This is a genomic window from Pseudonocardia kunmingensis (assembly GCF_006716445.1).
Taxonomy (GTDB): Bacteria; Actinomycetota; Actinomycetes; order Mycobacteriales; family Pseudonocardiaceae; genus Pseudonocardia; species Pseudonocardia kunmingensis.
Window position 1 is genome coordinate 399,937 of the sequence record NZ_VFPA01000004.1, and the last position, 17,195, is coordinate 417,131.

Annotated in this window: 18 protein-coding genes; 14 read left to right on the forward strand and 4 right to left on the reverse strand. The window is 74.0% G+C overall.

Features of this window, described 5'->3' with window-relative positions:
• The first annotated feature begins 44 nt into the window (after nucleotides 1-44).
• Nucleotides 45-752, forward strand: a complete 708-nt coding sequence (locus tag FB558_RS31675) for a hypothetical protein (protein ID WP_142059856.1) — start codon at nucleotides 45-47, stop codon at nucleotides 750-752.
• A 122-nt stretch (nucleotides 753-874) separates the two neighbouring features.
• Complete coding sequence (locus FB558_RS31680; RefSeq protein WP_142059858.1) at nucleotides 875-3,502, forward strand: glycoside hydrolase family 38 N-terminal domain-containing protein; 2,628 nt, start codon at nucleotides 875-877, stop codon at nucleotides 3,500-3,502.
• 20 nt (nucleotides 3,503-3,522) lie between these two features.
• Here FB558_RS31680 and FB558_RS31685 read toward each other — a convergent pair whose 3' ends face one another.
• The gene (locus FB558_RS31685; RefSeq protein WP_211366993.1) at nucleotides 3,523-4,497 is read right to left on the reverse strand and encodes a DUF2867 domain-containing protein; all 975 of its coding nucleotides are present in this window, start codon (nucleotides 4,495-4,497) and stop codon (nucleotides 3,523-3,525) included.
• A gap of 54 nt (nucleotides 4,498-4,551) precedes the next feature.
• Here FB558_RS31685 and FB558_RS31690 point away from each other — a divergent pair, with 54 nt between their 5' ends.
• Nucleotides 4,552-5,124, forward strand: a complete 573-nt coding sequence (locus tag FB558_RS31690; RefSeq protein ID WP_142059862.1) for a TetR/AcrR family transcriptional regulator — start codon at nucleotides 4,552-4,554, stop codon at nucleotides 5,122-5,124.
• On the opposite strand, the gene FB558_RS31695 is transcribed toward FB558_RS31690, so the two are convergent.
• Nucleotides 5,111-5,875: an enoyl-CoA hydratase/isomerase family protein gene (locus tag FB558_RS31695; protein WP_246106897.1), complete on the reverse strand. Its 765-nt coding sequence runs from the start codon at nucleotides 5,873-5,875 to the stop codon at nucleotides 5,111-5,113. The two genes, FB558_RS31690 and FB558_RS31695, sit on opposite strands and share 14 nt — an antisense overlap.
• 76 nt (nucleotides 5,876-5,951) lie before the next feature.
• Here FB558_RS31695 and FB558_RS31700 point away from each other — a divergent pair, with 76 nt between their 5' ends.
• From FB558_RS31700 to FB558_RS31725, 6 genes are all read left to right on the forward strand, one after another.
• Entirely contained in the window at nucleotides 5,952-7,037 is a 1,086-nt protein-coding gene (locus FB558_RS31700) for an S-(hydroxymethyl)mycothiol dehydrogenase (RefSeq protein WP_142059866.1), read from the forward strand.
• Nucleotides 7,034-7,663 (forward strand): MBL fold metallo-hydrolase, encoded by a 630-nt coding sequence (locus FB558_RS31705; protein WP_142059868.1) that lies wholly within the window; start codon nucleotides 7,034-7,036, stop codon nucleotides 7,661-7,663. Before FB558_RS31700 ends, FB558_RS31705 begins: the two co-directional genes overlap by 4 nt.
• A gap of 46 nt (nucleotides 7,664-7,709) precedes the next feature.
• Complete coding sequence (locus FB558_RS31710) at nucleotides 7,710-8,015, forward strand: type II toxin-antitoxin system Phd/YefM family antitoxin (RefSeq protein WP_142059870.1); 306 nt, start codon at nucleotides 7,710-7,712, stop codon at nucleotides 8,013-8,015.
• Nucleotides 8,012-8,413 (forward strand): type II toxin-antitoxin system VapC family toxin, encoded by a 402-nt coding sequence (locus tag FB558_RS31715; RefSeq protein WP_142059872.1) that lies wholly within the window; start codon nucleotides 8,012-8,014, stop codon nucleotides 8,411-8,413. Before FB558_RS31710 ends, FB558_RS31715 begins: the two co-directional genes overlap by 4 nt.
• A gap of 69 nt (nucleotides 8,414-8,482) precedes the next feature.
• Nucleotides 8,483-8,974, forward strand: a complete 492-nt coding sequence (locus FB558_RS31720) for a single stranded DNA-binding domain-containing protein (protein WP_142059874.1) — start codon at nucleotides 8,483-8,485, stop codon at nucleotides 8,972-8,974.
• Between the two features lie 74 nt (nucleotides 8,975-9,048).
• Nucleotides 9,049-9,675, forward strand: coding sequence for a copper chaperone PCu(A)C (locus FB558_RS31725; protein WP_142059876.1), 627 nt, complete (start codon nucleotides 9,049-9,051; stop codon nucleotides 9,673-9,675).
• Between the two features lie 15 nt (nucleotides 9,676-9,690).
• On the opposite strand, the gene FB558_RS31730 is transcribed toward FB558_RS31725, so the two are convergent.
• The gene (locus FB558_RS31730) at nucleotides 9,691-10,845 is read right to left on the reverse strand and encodes an MFS transporter (RefSeq protein ID WP_142059878.1); all 1,155 of its coding nucleotides are present in this window, start codon (nucleotides 10,843-10,845) and stop codon (nucleotides 9,691-9,693) included.
• Nucleotides 10,846-10,997: 152 nt separating this feature from the next.
• Here FB558_RS31730 and FB558_RS31735 point away from each other — a divergent pair, with 152 nt between their 5' ends.
• From FB558_RS31735 to FB558_RS44915, 5 genes are read left to right on the forward strand one after another with little or no spacing between them, the layout of a single operon-like run.
• The gene (locus tag FB558_RS31735; RefSeq protein ID WP_142059880.1) at nucleotides 10,998-11,960 is read left to right on the forward strand and encodes a metal ABC transporter solute-binding protein, Zn/Mn family; all 963 of its coding nucleotides are present in this window, start codon (nucleotides 10,998-11,000) and stop codon (nucleotides 11,958-11,960) included.
• An 18-nt stretch (nucleotides 11,961-11,978) separates the two neighbouring features.
• Complete coding sequence (locus FB558_RS31740; protein ID WP_142059882.1) at nucleotides 11,979-12,725, forward strand: metal ABC transporter ATP-binding protein; 747 nt, start codon at nucleotides 11,979-11,981, stop codon at nucleotides 12,723-12,725.
• Nucleotides 12,722-13,906 carry a metal ABC transporter permease gene (locus tag FB558_RS31745; protein WP_246106898.1) on the forward strand — a complete coding sequence of 395 codons (1,185 nt, stop codon included), beginning with the start codon at nucleotides 12,722-12,724 and terminating at the stop codon, nucleotides 13,904-13,906. The genes FB558_RS31740 and FB558_RS31745 overlap by 4 nt, the downstream gene beginning before the upstream one ends.
• Complete coding sequence (locus FB558_RS31750; RefSeq protein ID WP_142059884.1) at nucleotides 13,903-14,784, forward strand: metal ABC transporter permease; 882 nt, start codon at nucleotides 13,903-13,905, stop codon at nucleotides 14,782-14,784. Before FB558_RS31745 ends, FB558_RS31750 begins: the two co-directional genes overlap by 4 nt.
• Nucleotides 14,785-14,788: 4 nt before the next feature.
• Nucleotides 14,789-15,835, forward strand: a complete 1,047-nt coding sequence (locus FB558_RS44915) for a gamma-glutamylcyclotransferase family protein (protein ID WP_246106899.1) — start codon at nucleotides 14,789-14,791, stop codon at nucleotides 15,833-15,835.
• On the opposite strand, the gene FB558_RS31760 is transcribed toward FB558_RS44915, so the two are convergent.
• Nucleotides 15,807-17,147, reverse strand: a complete 1,341-nt coding sequence (locus FB558_RS31760) for an MFS transporter (protein ID WP_142059886.1) — start codon at nucleotides 17,145-17,147, stop codon at nucleotides 15,807-15,809. The two genes, FB558_RS44915 and FB558_RS31760, sit on opposite strands and share 29 nt — an antisense overlap.
• Nucleotides 17,148-17,195: the final 48 nt, after the last annotated feature.

Here is a 17,195-nt window from a genome sequence, read left to right on the forward strand (position 1 = left end):
GACGACGCACCAGCGTCGCGTTCACGCGGACGGCCGGGGGCTCCGTGACCGATGACGCCCGGGGGCATGGCGGATGGCCGCCCTCGCCGTGGATCCTCGTCGTGCTGCTCACCGGCCTGCTCCTCGGCGCCTGCGGGGCCAGCGACGACGGGGGCACCGTGCCCGGGTGCCTCGGCACCGGCGGCAGGGACGTGCCGGTGACGGTCGGGCAGCCGACGCCGCTCACGGCGTCCGTCTCGACCGGCGCATGCCCGGACTTCCCCGCGGTGCCCCAGGACCAGGACCAGGACCTGTTCAAGGACGAGATCGTGGTGGGTGACCACGTCCAGCTGCGGCTCGTGGCCCCGCTGCTCCCCGTCCGCATCGAGCCGGTCTCCGCGGAGGTCCAGCTCCTGCTGCCCGACCGGCCGGAGACGACGTGGCAGTGGCAGATCGTTGCGGACGAGCCCGGGCTGCACCGGCTGTCGATCGTCGCGAGCGTCGTGGGCGCCGACGGCGCCCAGGTCCTCCTCGAGAACCGCCAGATCGAGGTGCGGCTGCACGCGACGGCCACCATGGGCTGGTACCTGGGGCGGGCGTGGGAGGCACTGGCCGCCTTCGTGATGAGCGCGCAGGGCGTCCTCGCCGGGATCGCCGCCCTCGTGAGCGCCGCGGGCGGCGCGTGGCTGGCCCGGCGGCGGGCACGGCAGGCGGCCCCGTCCGACTCCCCGGCCCCGACCGAACGCGATCGCGACCCGTCCGGCTACCTCTGACCCGTGCGGTACGGATAACAAGTCCCTGCCCAGCTCCATTGCAGACCAGCGATGGTACCGATACCTTCACCGTGCGCCGACACTGCTCGTCGTCGTGCCGGAGGGGGCGGGAGAGACACCGGATGACCGAGAAGATCACGACCGTCTACATCAGTAACCACACCCACCACGACATCGGCTACAACGACTACCAGGACGTCTGCTTCCAGCAGCACGGCGAGTTCGTCGGCCAGGCGCTGGACCTCATCGAGGCGACCGCCGACCGCGCCGAGCCCGACCGCTACCGGTGGGTGTGCGAGGTCACCGGGCCGCTGGTGAAGCACCTGCGCAAGGCCGGGCCGGCCGAGGTCGAGCGCTTCCGGTACTGGCAGCAGCAGGGCGCGATCGACATCGGGGCCATGCAGTACAACCTCACTCCGCTGCTCACGCCCGAGCAGATGTACCGGAGCCTCTACCCGGTGCGTGTCCTGCGCGAGGAGTTCGGCCTGAGCGTCGAGACCGCGATGCAGGACGACGTGAACGGCATCAGCTGGCTCTTCGCCGACCTGCTGCCGCAGATCGGCGTCGACTTCCTGACCCTGGCGATCAACCAGTCCCGCGGGCGGGCGCCGCGGCCCTTCCCCGGGGGCTTCTGGTGGGAGGGGCCTGCCGGCGGCAAGCTGCTCACCTGGAACGGGCTGCACTACCTGTTCGGCCGGAGCCAGGCCCGGCTCGGTGACTGGCGGTTCGCCGAGGAGCGCCTCGGCGAGTACCTGAGGCGGTTCGAGAGCGCCGACGACTGGCCGTTCGACTTCCTGTACTGCGAGTCCACCCACCCCATGCGCGTGGACAACGGGCCGCCGGACGCGCGGATGGCCGAGTTCGTGGCGCGCTGGAACGCCGAAGGCCGCGAGCCGCGCCTCGAGTTCAGCACCCCCCGCCGGTTCCGCGACCACCTCACCGCGCACCACGCGGACACCCTGCCCACCTGGCGCGGCGACTGGACCGACTGGTGGTCCGACGGCGTCGGCTCCAGCGCCTACGAGACCGGGGTCAACCGGGCCACGCACGAGCTGCTGTCGGCCGCCGAGACCCTCGGCGCCTGGCTGCGCGCCGAAGGCCGGGACGACTGGGACGGCGATCTGGTCGAGCGCGTGTACGAGTCGATGACGCTCTACGACGAGCACACCTGGGGCGCCTTCGCGAGCATCGATGCGCCGAGCTCGCTGTTCACCAGGGCCCAGTGGAACCGCAAGGCCGGCTACGCCTACGAGGCGGCGATGCGCACGCACGACGTGCTCGCGCGGTCCGCTCGCGCGCTGGCCGCCGGCCGCGCCGAACCCGACGACGAGGGCGTGTTCAACCTCGGCGACCTGCCGACCGAGCAGGCGTACCCGCCGCCGCGCTCCACCGAGCTGCTGGTGTTCAACACCCTGCCGTTCGAGCGCGACGTGCTCGTCGAGCTCCCGGAGCGCCGGGCGGGCGGAGCTCCGGCCGGGATGCTGGAAGGCTTCTTCCCGCGCGACGTGCCGTGGGGTGGCCCGCCGGCGAGCGACCGCAGGCACGTGCGGGCCCGGGTGCCGGGCTTCGGCTTCGCGTTCACCGATCTGGGAACCGCCCCCGACCTCGACGACCTGCGCGCCGAGGGCAACGTGATCGAGAACGAGTGGTACCGCGTCGAGGTCGACCCCGCCACCGGCACCGTCGTCTCCTGGTTCGACAAGGACTTGGGGCACGACTTCGCCGGCGAGCACGAGGGCAGGCATCTCGGCGCCTACGTGTACGAGACCGTCGACGACGAGCGCGGCCGCGACGCGCTGTACCTCCAGGACTTCGCCAGCTACGACTTCGGGTACTGGCAGCGGCACCCACCGTTCGAGCGCACCACCGCCACGACGGTGCGCACCGGGGCGGCGCGCGTCGACTCCGGCCGTGCCGTGATCGAGGTGCTCGTGCACGCGCCGGGCGTGCGCTCGGCGCGGTGCGAGATCAGCCTGCTCAGCCGCACCAGGGAGCTGCACGTCGACTGGACCCTCGACAAGGAGGAGCACACCGACCCCGAGTCGGTGTACATCGTCTTCCCGTTCCGGCTCGACGGCGCGGACTTCCGGGTCGACCTCAACGGGGTGGCCTGCACGCCGAACGAGGACCAGCTCCCCGGGGTCTCGTTCGACTGGTACCCCGTCCGGCGCTGGGCCGACGTCAGCGACGGCCGCCGTGGCGTCACGGTGGTTCCGCTCGACGCACCGCTGGTGCAGCTGGGCGGCATCACCACCAACGCGATCGCGGAGCGCCTGGAGCCCGAGTCCCCCACGATCGTGTCCTGGGCCCTGAACAACCACTGGATGGTCAACTTCAAGGCGAGCCAGAACGGTGAGATCCCGCAGCGGTACCGGTTGACCACGCACGACGGACCGTGCCGGCCCGCGGCCGCGGACCGCTTCGCCGCGGCCGCCGCCACCCCGCCGATCGTCCTGCGCGACCACCTGCGCACCGGCGGGGCGAGCGGTCAGCTCCTCGCCGTGCCCGACGACGCCGAGGTGGAGGTGACGCTGAAGCCTGCCCGCGACGGTGACGGCATCGTCGTCCGGCTGCGCGGGCTCGGCGCCGAGCCGCTCGTGCTGCCGCTGCGTCTGGCGACCCCACCCCGCTCGGTGCACCGCACGGACCTGTTCGAACGGGACGAGGAGAGCATCGCCTGCGACGAGGACGGGGTGGCGCACGTCCGCATCGCGCCGCATGCCGTGACCACGGTGCGCGTCCGTCCGTGATCCTGGGTCGAGCTCCTTCGTCACCGCGCGGTCGTCGGCACCTCCGCGGTGCGCGCCGCGGGCGAGCGCGACAGCGTCCGGGCGGCGCGGTCCAGCATCGCGCGCACGACGACCGGGTGCACCCGGCGCACCAGCGCGGAGTAGGCCCGGCCGCGCCCGTTGTGCAGCTGCACGACGGTGGTCAGCACGACGCGGTCCGCCTCGCGGCGTACGGAGGCCCGGAAGTCGAGGTGGTTCGCGTCCGAGCCGAGCAGCACCTCGTCGTCGCACCGGGCGACGGTGTCGAACGCCGTCCGCCCGCCGCGGTCGATGCCCACCAGCCCGACCAGCACCTCACGCAGGCCGAGGGCGGCCGACACCCAGCGCGGCGGGTCGCGGAACACCGCGTCCGCCCAGGCCTGCGGGTCGAGCGGGGTGCCCGGGAGCGCGGCGACGGCGTGCGCGTCGCTCCAGTCGACGCGCGGCAACGCCCCCGCGAGCAGCGCCGTGCGCGGTGGCGCGACGGGACGGGCCCGCGGGGCCTCCAGCGCGACCAGCAGCCGGACCCACCGCGACCGGCGGGCCGGGTGGGCGGGTTCGTGCCCGACCGCGCGCTCGGCGTTGTCGAACATCTCCTCGAGCACCGCGTCGTGCGCCCAGCGGATGGCGAGCGGCCAGGCCAGGCGCATGCTCCCGGTCAGGCGCCCCTCGGCGACGTGGCGCAGCAGCGTGCGGTCCGGACCCACCGGCTCCGCCGTGAACGTGTGCCCGCCGTCGAAACCGTGGCCGGGGTCGAACGCGAAGGCGACGGCGCGCCCCGGCTCGTACTCGACCACCCGGTACCGGATCGGGCCGTGCCCGCCCGCGGCACCGACCGCAAGCGGCCGGTCCAGCACCATCGGCTCCCACGCGGGCGACGGCCACAGCACGTCGTCCGGTCCGCCGAGCCGGTCCAGCAGCGGGCCCACCACCTCGATCGGCGCAGGAACGAGCCGTTCGTGCACGTTGCGGACCACCGGACCCACCTCCGTACGCAGCCGTATGGAACTTCCGTACGGTAGCGTACGGACATGCCTGAGCGGAAGCGGCTGGCGGCGCGGGACTGGACGGCGGCGGCCCTGGCCGCACTCGCCCGCGGCGGGATCGCCGCCGTCGCGGTGGAGCCGATCGCGGCGTCGCTCGGCGCCACCAAGGGCAGCTTCTACTGGCACTTCAGCAACCGCGACGCGCTGCTGGAGGCCGCCTTGGCGGAGTGGGAGCGCATCGACACCGAGGAGGTGATCGCGCTCGTCGAGGCCGAGCCGGACGTCCGGCGCAGGTTGCGGCTCCTGCTCACCGTGGCCGTCGGCGGGCACGACGGCAGCCCGGGCGAGCGGGTGGAGCTCGCGCTCCAGCCCACCGCGAACCACCCGCTGGTCGCTCCCGTGCTCGCCCGGGTCAGCGCGCGGCGCCTCGACTACCTCACCGCGCAGTTCACCGCTCTCGGCTTCCCGCCCGCCCAGGCCCGGCAACGGAGCCTGCTCGCCTACACCGCCTACCTGGGCCACGCGCAGCTCGCGCACGCGACGCCGCAGGCCACGCCCTCCGGCGACGCGCTGCCGGCCTACGTGGACTTCGTGATCTCGACGCTCAGCGCCCGGTGACCGAACGGAGGTAGCGCTGCACCCACCCGTCGGCGAGTTGCGCGGTCCACAACCGCGCCACGGGGGCGTCCTCGTCGGCGTAGCGGTCCACCCGCTCCAGGCACGCGCGGTGCAGCTGGCGCTTCGTCATGGCGAAGGTGTCGGCCGGGACGGCCGCGGCCGCCTCGGCAGCGACGGCCGCGGCCCGCACCGACAGCTCCGCGGCCGGCACGACCTCGTGCACGAGCCCGAGCCGGGCGGCCCGCTCAGGCAGGTGGGTCTGCGCCCCCGTGACGAGCTCGCGCGCGACCCGCTCGCCCACGGCAGCGGTGAGCACCTCCAGCGCGATCCGGGGGAAGGGGACCCCGACGCGGACCTCCGGCACGCCGATCCGCGCACTGCCCTCGGCCATCAGGACGGTGTCGGCGCAGGCCGCGAGCACGCAGCCGCCGGCGATCGCGTGCCCGTTGACGGCCGCGACGAGCGGCTTCGGCAGCTCGAACGCCGCCCGGAACGCCTCGCACAGCGCCGGGAGGAAGCGCGCCACGTAGGGCTCGCCGTCGGCCAGGCAGCGCTTCAGGTCCACACCTGCCGAAAAGGCTCGGTCGGATCCGGTGAGCACGACCGCGCGGGCCGGGTCGGTGGCCAGCGCGCGGAACCGCTCCGCGAGCGCCTGGCACAGCTCCAGGTCCATCGCGTTGACGGGTCCGTGCGCCATCCGCAGCACCGCCACCGGGACGCCGTCGACATCGAGATCCTCGCGTTCGAGCACGATGTGCGAACCTACCGGCGCCGCCGTCTCATGGCAGGCTGCGCATGAGCGCATCCGAACGACAGAGGTGGGAGCCATGCCACAGCAGGTCCGCGGGATCGTCGCGCACAAGAAGGGCGAGCCGGTCTCGCTGGAGACGGTGATCGTGCCCGACCCGGGGCCCGGCGAGGCGGTCGTGCAGGTGCAGGCCTGCGGGGTCTGCCACACCGACCTGCACTACCGCGAGGGCGGGATCAACGACGAGTTCCCGTTCCTGCTCGGGCACGAGGCGGCGGGGATCGTCGAGTCCGTCGGCGAGGGCGTCACCGACGTCGCGCCGGGCGACTTCGTGATCCTCAACTGGCGCGCGGTCGACGGCACCTGCCGGGCCTGCCGCCGCGGCGAGCCCTGGTACTGCTTCTCCACCCACAACGCCGCCCAGAAGATGACGCTGGAGTCGGGCCAGGAGCTCTCCCCCGCGCTGGGCATCGGCGCGTTCGTCGAGAAGACCCTGGTGCACGCCGGCCAGTGCACGAAGGTGAACCCGGCGGTGAAGCCCGAGGTCGCGGGCCTGCTCGGCTGCGGGGTGATGGCCGGGATCGGGGCCGCGATCAACACCGGGAAGGTGGGTCGCGGCGACTCGATCGCCGTGATCGGCTGCGGTGGCGTGGGCGACGCGGCCATCGCGGGCGCGCGCCTCGCGGGTGCGTCCACGATCATCGCCGTCGACGTCGACGACCGGAAGCTCGCCTGGGCGAAGGAGTTCGGCGCCACGCACACCGTCAACTCCCGCGAGCAGGACGTCGTCGAGGCCGTCCAGGCCCTCACCGACGGCAACGGCGCGAACGTCGTGGTGGAGGCGGTGGGCCGCCCGGAGACCTACAAGCAGGCCTTCTACGCGCGCGACCTCGCGGGCACCGTTGTTCTGGTCGGCGTGCCCACGCCCGAGATGGCGGTCGAGCTGCCCTTGATCGACGTGTTCGGCCGCGGCGGCTCGCTGAAGTCCTCCTGGTACGGCGACTGCCTGCCCTCGCGCGACTTCCCGATGCTGGTGGACCTGCACCTGCAGGGCCGGCTGCCGCTGGAGAAGTTCGTGACCGAGACGATCGCGCTCGACGGCGTCGAGGCGGCGTTCGAGAAGATGCACAAGGGCGACGTGCTCCGTTCGGTGGTGGTCCTGTGACGGGGCCCGTCGACCACGTCGTCACCTCGGGCACCTTCTCCCTCGACGGCGGCACCTGGGACGTCGACAACAACGTGTGGATCGTCGGTGACGACCGCGAGGTGGTCGTCGTCGACGCCGCGCACGACGCCGACGCGATCGCGGCCGCTGTCGGCGACCGCCGCGTGAGCGCCGTGGTGTGCACGCACGCCCACGACGACCACGTGAACCGGGCACCGGAGCTGGCCGACCGGTTCGGCGCGCCGATCCTGCTGCACCCGGCCGAGGCGCCGCTGTGGGAGATGACCCACCCGGACCGCGCGCCGGACCGCGAGCTCGCCGACGGCGACACCGTCACGGCGGGCGGCGTGGTGCTGCGCGTGCTGCACACCCCCGGCCACTCCCCCGGCTCGTGCAGCCTGCACGCGCCGGAGCTGGGCACCGTGTTCACCGGCGACACCCTGTTCCAGGGCGGTCCCGGCGCCACCGGGCGTTCGTTCTCGTCGTTCGACACGATCATCGACTCGATCCGGGAGCGGCTGCTGACGCTGCCGGGCGACACGACGGTCCGCACGGGTCACGGCGACTCGACGACGGTGGGTGCCGAGCTGCCGCACCTGGAGGAGTGGATCGCGCGCGGCCAGTGAGGAAGAACCGCGATAAATGTAGCTCATCTCGTGCTACATTTCGGCCATGAGCCTGCCCGAGGGCGAGAGCATCGGTATCCGCGAACTGCGCCAGCACGCCTCGCGGTACGTCGCGATGGCCAAGACGGGGAAGCGGGTGCCGGTCACCGAGCGGGGCAAGCTGGTCGCGTACCTCGTGCCGGCCGAGGAGCCGACATCGGCCTACGATCGCCTGGTTGCGGCGGGTCAGGTGCGGCCCGCCAGGGGGAACATCCTCGACACCCTGGCCTCCTTCGAGCCGCTCGAGGCCGCGCCGGGTGAGAAGCCGCTCTCCGAGGTACTGCGCGAGATGCGCGACGAGGAGCGGTATTGATCTACATCGACACCTCGGCTCTGCTCAAGCTCGTCAAGACCGACGAGGTCGAGGGGCCCGCCGTCCGCGACTACATGGCCGAGTCGGGCGATCCGCGCCTCGTCTCGAGCACCCTGCTCTGCGTCGAGGCGCGTCGAGGCATCCTCAGGGGGCGCCCGGACGGCCTGCCCAAGATCGATCTGCTCCTCGCGGACGTCGCCCAGATCGAGATCTCGGACGCGGTCATCGAGTCCGCGAGCCGGCTCCCCGACCCGCTGCTGCGCTCCCTCGACGCCATCCACCTCGCCACCGCCCTGCTCGTCCGAGACGAGCTGGACGTGCTGCTCAGCTACGACGAGCGCCTGGTCGCGGCGGCGAAGGCCCTCGACATCCCCACGGCGAGCCCGGCCCGGTCGTAGCGGCGGCCCCGGGCGCCATCGCAAGCCGAGCGCAAGACAGGCCGGGGCGCGACCGGGAACACCCGTGGCATGCGGACACACCGCCACGCCACGCCGCCGGACCGGGTTCACCGCGCACGCCGGGGCGCCGTCGTCGGCGTTCTCGCCTCGACGCTGCTGGCCTCCGCGGTCGCCTGCGGGGACGAGGACACGAGCGCGGGGCCGGAGACCGGCGTGAGCGTCGAGGACATCCAGGAGCGCCAGTACTTCCACGAAGGCGAGTACCTCGGGCAGACGGTGACGATCAGCGCCGCCGTCACCGCCGTCCTGTCACCCCGCCACCTCGAGGTCGCGGGAACGGACTACGGGGAGGACTCGCTGCTGGTGGTCACCGAGCAGCCGGTGGAGGTCGCCGTCGGGGACGTCCTGCGGGTCACGGGCACGGTCGGGCAGTACCACGTCACGATGGAGGAGGAAGGCGTCCCGCCCGTCCCCTACGACCAGTACGAGAAGTACGAGACCGAGGCCTTCCTCCACCACGCCGCGGTCGAACCCCTGCCCCCGGCGGGAGAGCGACGGTAGCCCGCAACGTTGCGACATCCTGTCGATCCGTCGGGCAGCGGAGGCCGCCCGACCCCCGCGGGTACGCGAGGGGCATGCGACGGGGACAGGAGCGGTCACGCACGCGGGCCGGCGCTGCCGGCGTACTGGCGCTCGCCTTCGCGCTCGCCGGGTGCGGCGCGGGCCAACAGGCGCAGACCAGTGTCGAGGTCACGATGACCGGCGGAGTCGGTGGCCAGGTCGGTTCGATGATCCTGCGGGACGCGCAGTTCACGTACGACCCTCCGGTGCCCGGCGACACGGTGTACGAACCCGGCGCGACCGCGCCCTTGCAGGTCACGATCGTCAACGACGCCACCACGGCGCTCGACGACGGGATGCGGGCGGACCGGCTCGTCTCGGTGAGCAGCCCGATCGCCGAGTCCGGCCGGATCGTGGGCGACACGCGGATACCCGACGGGCACGTGCTCACGGCCGGCTACGACGAGCCCGTCTCGTCGATCGCCGCGGACGAGACCACCGTCGCCGACATCGCGCTGGTCGGCCTGACCGAGCCGATCCGCGCGGGACTGACCTATCCCGTCGTCTTCACGTTCGAGCACGCCGGCGAGCTGCGTCTCGAGGTCCCGGTGGAGAACCCCGACATCCTGCCGCCGCGGGCCCGGGACGCCGGGTCCGGCGCGCCCGGCATCCCGCAGCGGTACCCGGTCGACCCGGGATGACCGCTCCGGAACGACTCACCTGATCCTCCCGCGGGGCCGGACCGCGGCGAGCGAGACGCCGAGCAGCGCGGCCGCCGCGCCGAACGCGGTGGGATAGCCGAACGGGTCGGCCACGGCACCGAGGCCGAGCGCGCCGACCCCCGTCCCGGCGTCGTACGCGATGTTCCATGCCGCGCTCGCGGCGCCGTAGCGACTGCGCCCGAACGCGGCGAACAGCACGGTCAGGGCGTCGTTCTGGACCACCCCGAACCCGAAGCCCACGGCCGCGGCCCCGAGCACGACCAGTACGCCGCTGCCCGCGCCGAGCGCGACGATCTCCGCCACGAGGCCGGCCGCCGCCAGCAGCATCCCCGGGACCAGCAGCCGGCCGCCGAGGCCGCGCCGGTCCACCAGCTCGCCCGCGACGAGCCGCCCGACCAGCGCGCCGGCCGACGTCGCGAACAGGGCGGCCGCCACCACCAGGCCGGCGCCGGGCACCGCGAGCGGGAGGAAGGTGATCAGGCCACCCTGGGCGACCGAGCAGGTGAGCATGGCCACGAGCGGCGCGGGCGCCGCCCGCACGAGCGAGCGGGTGGCCACCGCGGCCGGTTCCTCCACCGGGCCCGCGTGCATGCGGATCGCCGGGACGAGCAGCGCCCCGATCACCGGGGCGACGCCCGCGGCGACGAACACCGCGGTGAAGCCGACCCGGTCGACCACCGCGACACCCGCGGCGAGCAGCACGAGCTGCGGCAGCCCGACCGCGAGCCCGTAGCGCCCCGCGGCGCGCCCGTGCTGGGCCCGTGGCACGAGCTCGGCCACGAGCGCGCTCCCGGCGACCGTCGCGAGGCCGAAGCCGACCCCGCGCACCGCGGAGAGGGCGAGCACCGGCCCGAGGTCGGGTGTGAGGGCGAGCAACGGCGCGGGGAGGCCGAGCAGTGCGGACCCGAGGCCCAGCACCCAGCGGTGGCCGAGGCGCGTGAGCAGCCACGGCACCGCGAGCTGGGTGAGCACCGTCGTGGCCATCAGGGTGGCCGTCGTCGCGCCCGCGCCGAACGCACCCGACCCGCCGCGCGCCACCCACAACGGCACCACCGGCAGCAGCACCGCGTAGCCGCTGAAGCAGAACACGGTGGCGCCCAGCATGAGCCGGAAGGACGTGCCGGCGATCCCGGTGGCCGAGCCCGTCATCGCCGCCCCCGCATCCCTGCCATGCCCCGAGAGTAGGTCGGCGCATCGCGGGCATGCCGACCATGGGGTTCGTCACCGGCCGCGACGAACGGGGGACGACAGCACTATCGTGTGCTGTTAGCAGCGGCTCACGACCGAGTTAGAGGTGGCTAATGCCGGACGCGGCGCGGGTGGTGGCCCGCCGTTCCGTGCTGGCCGCGGCGGGCCTGCTCACGCTGTCCGGGTGCGTGGCGGCGCCGCCGTCGCGCGACGAGCCGATCGGCGACCGCCCCCTGCGCGTCACGACCACCACGAACTTCCTCACCGACACCGTCGCCCGCATCGGGGGCGACCGGGTCGAGGTCACCGGCCTGATGGGCCCCGGCGTCGACCCGCACCTGTACCGGGCGAGCGCGGGTGACGTGCAGGCACTGCGGGGTGCCGACGTGATCCTCTACTGCGGCCTGCAGCTGGAGGGCCGGATGGGCGACCTGCTCGCCGACCTCGCCGCCCGCCAGCCCACCTACGCGGTCACGAACGGCATCCCGCGGGAGCGGCTGCTCGCCCCGGCCCCCGGCGCGGGCGAGGAGTACGACCCCCACGTGTGGTTCGACCCCTCGCTGTGGGCCGACGTCAGCACCGCGATCGCCATCGCCCTCCTGCAGCGCGACCGCGCCCACGAGGCGGGCTACCGCAGCCGCCTCGACGAGCACCTCGCCGAGCTCTCCGCGCTCGACGCCGAGATCGCCCAGCGGCTCGCGAGCGTCCCTCCGCGGCGCCGGGTGCTGGTCACCTCGCACGACGCGTTCGCCTACTTCGGCCGCCGCTACCACCTCGACGTCGCCGGCATCCAGGGCATCTCGACCGCCGCCGAGGCCACCACCGCCGACGTCGAGCGCGTGGCGCAGCTCGTGGCCGAGCGCGGCGTCCCCGCGGTGTTCGTCGAGTCGAGCGTGCCGCGCCAGACGGTGGACGCGCTGCTCGCCGCCGCCGCGCAGCGCGGCGCCCGCGTGCGGGTGGGCGGGGAGCTCTACACCGACGCGGCCGGGGAACCGGGCACACCGGAGGGCACGTACGTGGGGATGCTGCGCGCCAACGCCGTCCGGATCGCGGACGGACTGGCCGGAGTGGACTAGGAGGGGGTAGCCGTGCTGATGAGCTCGCCGGTCACGCGCACCGCGGTGGCCTTGGAGGTGCGGGGGCTGACGGTGTCGTACCGGTCGTCCCCGGTCCTGTGGGAGATCGACGCGCAGTTCCCGGCCGGGCACCTGTCGGCGATCGTCGGGCCCAACGGGGCGGGCAAGTCCACGCTGCTCAAGGCCGCGCTCGGGCTGGTGCCCGCGGACGCGGGACGGGTGCTGGTGGACGGCGTGGAGGGGAGGGCCGCGCTCGACCACGTGGCCTACGTGCCGCAGGCGGAGTCGGTGGACTGGGACTTCCCGATCACCGTCCGCGAGGTCGTCGAGATGGGTCGCTACCGCTCCACCGGCTGGTTCCGCCGCATCGGGCGCGCCGACCGCGCCGTGGCCGCGGAGTGCCTCGAGCGCGTGGGGATGGCCGGCTTCGGACGGCGGCAGATCGGCCAGCTCTCCGGAGGGCAGCGCCAGCGCGTGTTCCTCGCCCGCGCACTCGCCCAGCAGGCGCCGGTCCTCGTCATGGACGAGCCGTTCGCGGGGATCGACGCCCGCACGCAGGCCGACCTCCTCTCGCTGCTCGGCGAGCTGCGCGACGGGGGCGGTTCGGTCGTCGTCGTGCACCACGACATGGCCCAGGTGCGGGCCGCCTTCGACTGGACGCTCCTGCTCAACGTGCGCGCGCTCGGGTGCGGACCCACCGCCGAGGTGCTCACCCAGGAGACGGTGCGCGCGGCGTACGGAGCGGACGTGGCGTGGACCCCGTGAGCGCGCCCGCGGTGGTGGCCACGGCGCTGGGCCTGCCCTACACCGACGCCGTCGTGATCGCCGGCGCGCTCGTCCTCGGCATCACCAGCGGCGTGCTCGGCGCGTTCGCGGTGCTCCGGCGGCGCAGCCTCGTGGGCGACGCGGTCGCGCACGCGACGCTGCCCGGGGTCTGCGTGGCGTTCCTCGTGGCCGGGGTGAAGGACGTGCCCGGCCTGCTGCTCGGCGCGGCGGTCGCCGGGCTGGTCGCGGCGCTGCTCATGGTGGGCATCGAGCGGACCGGCCGGATCCGTCCGGACGCCGCGATCGGCGTGGTGCTCTCGGCCTTCTTCGCGCTAGGCGTCGTGCTGCTGACCCACCTGTCCAACAGCAGCGACGCCGACCAGGCGGGCCTGGAGCACTACCTGTTCGGCCAGGCCGCCGGGCTCCTCGAGCGCGACGTCGCGGTGATGGCCGCCCTCGCCGCCGTCGCGCTGCTGGTGGTCGGGGTGCTGCGGCGGGCACTGACGACCACGCTGTTCGACCCGTCCTTCGCCGGCGCGCTCGGGCTCCCGGTGCGGGCGCTGGAGACCCTCATGACAGCGCTGCTGGTGGTGGCGGTCGTGATCGGCGTGCGGGTCGTGGGGGCGATCCTCATGGTGGCGATGCTGGTCGTGCCCACGGTCACCGCGCGGCAGCTCGCCGACCGCTTCCCCCGGGTGCTGCTCCTCGCCGGGCTGGTCGGCGCGGCCGTCGGGGTCACCGGGGCGCTCCTGGCCACGCGGGGCGCGCTGCCGACGGGGCCGGTCGTCGTCCTCGTGGGGTTCGCCGTCGCGCTCGCCGCACTGCTGCTGGCCCCGGGGCGCGGCGTGCTGTGGCGGGCCCGGCGGCTGCGGGCGCGGCGGCGGGCCGTGCGCCGCGACGCCGTCCTCACCCACCCGGACGCCCCGCCCGCCGGCGTGACCGACCGCCTCACCCGCGCGCGCCTGCGTCGCCGCGGCCTGCTCGCGCCCGACGGCACGCTCACCGCCGCCGGCCGGGCCGCGGCCGCCGAGCTCGCCGAGCGGCGCGCCCTGTGGACGGCATGGCTCGAGCACGGCGCGTCGATCCGCCTGCCCGACGCGCGCGAGCCGGATCCGGCCGATCTCGCGGGCAGCCTCGGCCCGGACGCCGTGGCCCAGCTCCGCCGGATCGGGGCGCGATGAACGACGGGCTGCTGATCGTGCTCGTCGCCGGGCTCGTCGCCACGGCGTGCGGGCTGCTCGGGCCGTTCCTGGTGCTGCGCCGGATGGCCCTGCTCTCCGACGCGGTGAGCCACGCCGTGCTGCCGGGGATCGTCGCGGTCTGGCTGGTGGCGCAGACGCGCGCCTCGCTGCCCGTGGTGTTCGGCGCCGCCGCGTTCGCCGTGCTCTGCGTGCTCGGGATCGACGCGCTGCGCAGCACCGGGCTGGTGGCCTCGGACGCGGCCATCGGGCTGGTCTTCCCCGCCCTGTTCTCCCTCGGCGTCCTCGGCGTCACCCGCTACGCCGACGGCATCCACCTCGACCTGGACTCCACCATCTACGGCGAGATCGCCTTCGTCCCGTTCGACACGGTGTCGTTCGGCGGCCACGAGCTGGCCCGCTCGGGCGTGGTGCTCGGCGTGGTCGTGCTGCTCAACCTGCTGCTCGTGGTCGCGCTGTGGAAGGAGCTGAAGGCCACCACCTTCGACCCGCAGTTCGGCGCGACGGTGCGCCTGCACCCGCGGCTGCTGTCCCGGCTGCTGCTCGTGGCGGCGGCGGTCACCGCGGTCGCGGCGTTCGACGCCGTCGGGGCGATCCTGGTGGTGACCATGCTGATCGTCCCGGCCGCCACGGCGTTCCTGCTCACCGACCGGCTCGTCGTCATGGTCGCGCTCGCCGTCGGCATCGGGTGGGTCGGCGCCGGGGCGGGCTACGCGATCGCGCTGCCGCTGGACAGCTCGATCGCCGGGGCGATGGGCCTGGTCTGCGCGGCCTGCTTCACGCTCGCGCTGCTCGTCTCGCCCCGCCACGGGGTGCTCACCCGGCGGTGGCGCCGGCGGCGGGCCGGGGTGGTGGGCTGACCGCGTGGCCCTCCCCGACGCAGGCTTCCCGGCCGATCCCTACCCGGGCGCCGCGCCCCCGTTCTCGTTCGTGCACGCGGACGAGGAGTCGCACGTCCTCGATCCGCACCCGGCGCACGGATGGGCGGTCGCCGGCGCGCCGCTCGACCCCTGGCTCGCCGCTCGCGGGGGTGTCCCCCGCGCCCGCCGCGTCCCGGTGCTGGCCTACGGCTCGAACCGGTGCCCGAGCAAGATCACCTGGCTGCGCCACGCCCTCGGCATGGGCGCCGATCCGGTCGTGGTGCTGCGGGCGCGCACCCGCGGCGTCACCGCGGTGTGGGCCGCCGGCCTGCGTCGTCGCGACGGGCAGCGCCCCGCCGTGCTGGCGGCCGCGCCCGGCGTCGTCGAGGAGCACGCCGTCTGGCTCGCCACCCCCGAGCAGATCGCGGTGCTGGACCGGTGCGAGGGCCGCGACGAGCGGTTCCGGCTGGCTCGGCTGCGCTCCGGCGAGGTGCGCACCGAGCACGGCGTGCGCGTCGAGGCGCCATGGTGCTACGTCGGGCACGGTGCGATCCGCCGCCCGCTGCTCGTCGACGGCGCCCCGGTGCGCTGCGCCGACCTGCCCCAGGACGCCGCCCGGTGGCTGGACGGCGTGCCCGCCCCCGGCGACGGCCTCGACGCGCCCACCGTCGTCGGCTCGCCGCGCCCGGACGAGTGGCCCGCGGCCGTGTTCGTCCACGGGGACCTGCGGCCCGGCGGCCCGGCCTGGCCGCGGCTGGCGCCGCACACCGACGGCGAGCCGCGCAGGACCACCGTCGACGGCACGGTGCACGACACCGGAACCGGGCGGCCCGCCCTGCGCCCCGGCACCGGGCGGCGCGCACCCGGCTGGCTCGTGCCGGTGCGCGATCCCGCGGGCCTCCTGCCCGTGCTCGACGGGCAAGAGGGCCCGCTGTCCCGGCGCGAACGGCTCGTGACCGACCAGGGCACGCCGTGCTGGGGCTACGTCCGGACGAGCTCAGCCGACGGCGGTCGGCAGGCGATCACGCCATCCTCGCGACCGGTGCGATGACCGTCGCCGACGAGCCCGGCAGCGGCTTCCGCGCGCTCTCGGCGGTCATGACCACGGACGCCATCGAGATCAGGGCGGCCACGACGAGGTAGATCCCCGGCATGGCGTTGTTGCCGGTGCTCTCCACGAGGAGGGTCAGGATGAGCGGCGCCGTGCCACCGAAGATCGAGGTGGACAGGTTGTAGCCGATCGAGAAGCCGCCGTAGCGCACGTCGGTGTCGAAGAGCGCGGGCAGCGTGGCCGACATGGTGCCGAGCAGCATCACCAGCAGCAGGCCGAGGATCACCAGGCCGGCGACCGTGCCGAACGCATTGCCCATCGCCAGCAGCATGAACGCCGGGTAGCCGAGCACGATGAACCCGACGCACGAGGTCACGATCAGCGGCTTGCGCCCGATCCGGTCGGACAGGGCACCGACCGGGATGATCACGATCATGATCACCAGCATCATCCCGAGGATGTAGAGCAGCGCCGGGGTGGCCTCCAGACCGGTCGTGGTCTGCAGGTAGGTCGGCATGTAGAACAAGATCGTGTAGACGGCGACGTTGTAGAACAGCACCAGACCGATGCAGGTCACGATCGGCCGCCAGTGGTGGGTCAGCAGCTCCTTGAGCGGCGACTCCGAGACCGCCTGCTTCTCCTCCAGCTCCCGGAACGCGGGGGTGTCCTCCAGCTTGCTCCGCAGGTAGAGGCCCACGAGCCCGAGCGGCCCGGCGATCAGGAACGGGATCCGCCAGCCCCAGGCGGCCATGGCCTCGGGGGCCAGGCTGACCTCGAGCACCGTCACGAGCCCCGCCGCGAGCACGAACCCCCCGGTCGTGCCGAACTCGAGGAAGCTGCAGTAGAAGCCGCGCCGCTTGTCCGGCGCGTACTCCGCGATGAACGCGGCCGCCCCGCCGTACTCGCCCCCCGTGGCGAAGCCCTGCACCAGCCGCGCGATCACCAGCATGATCGGCGCGAGCCAGCCGACGGCCTCGAAGGTCGGCAGGAGCCCGATCGCGAAGCTCGCGGCCGACATCACCACGATCGTCAGCGCCAGCACCCGCTTGCGCCCGATCTTGTCGCCCAGCGGGCCCAGGATCAGCCCGCCCAGCGGGCGCACCAGGTACGCCACCGCGAACAGCGCGAACGTGAACGCGACGTTGGCGTTCTGGTCACCGCCGGGGAAGAAGTTCAGGGCGATGAAGATCGTGACGTAGCTGTAGATCCCGTAGTCGAACCACTCGACGAGGTTGCCCATCGCCGCCGCGCCGACCGCCTTGCGCACCGTGGGTTCGTCGACCTCGTGCTGCTGCCCTTCAGGCAAAGCCATATGACGTCCTTTCTCCTGGCGGCCGACGCTAGAAGCGGAGCGCAGGGT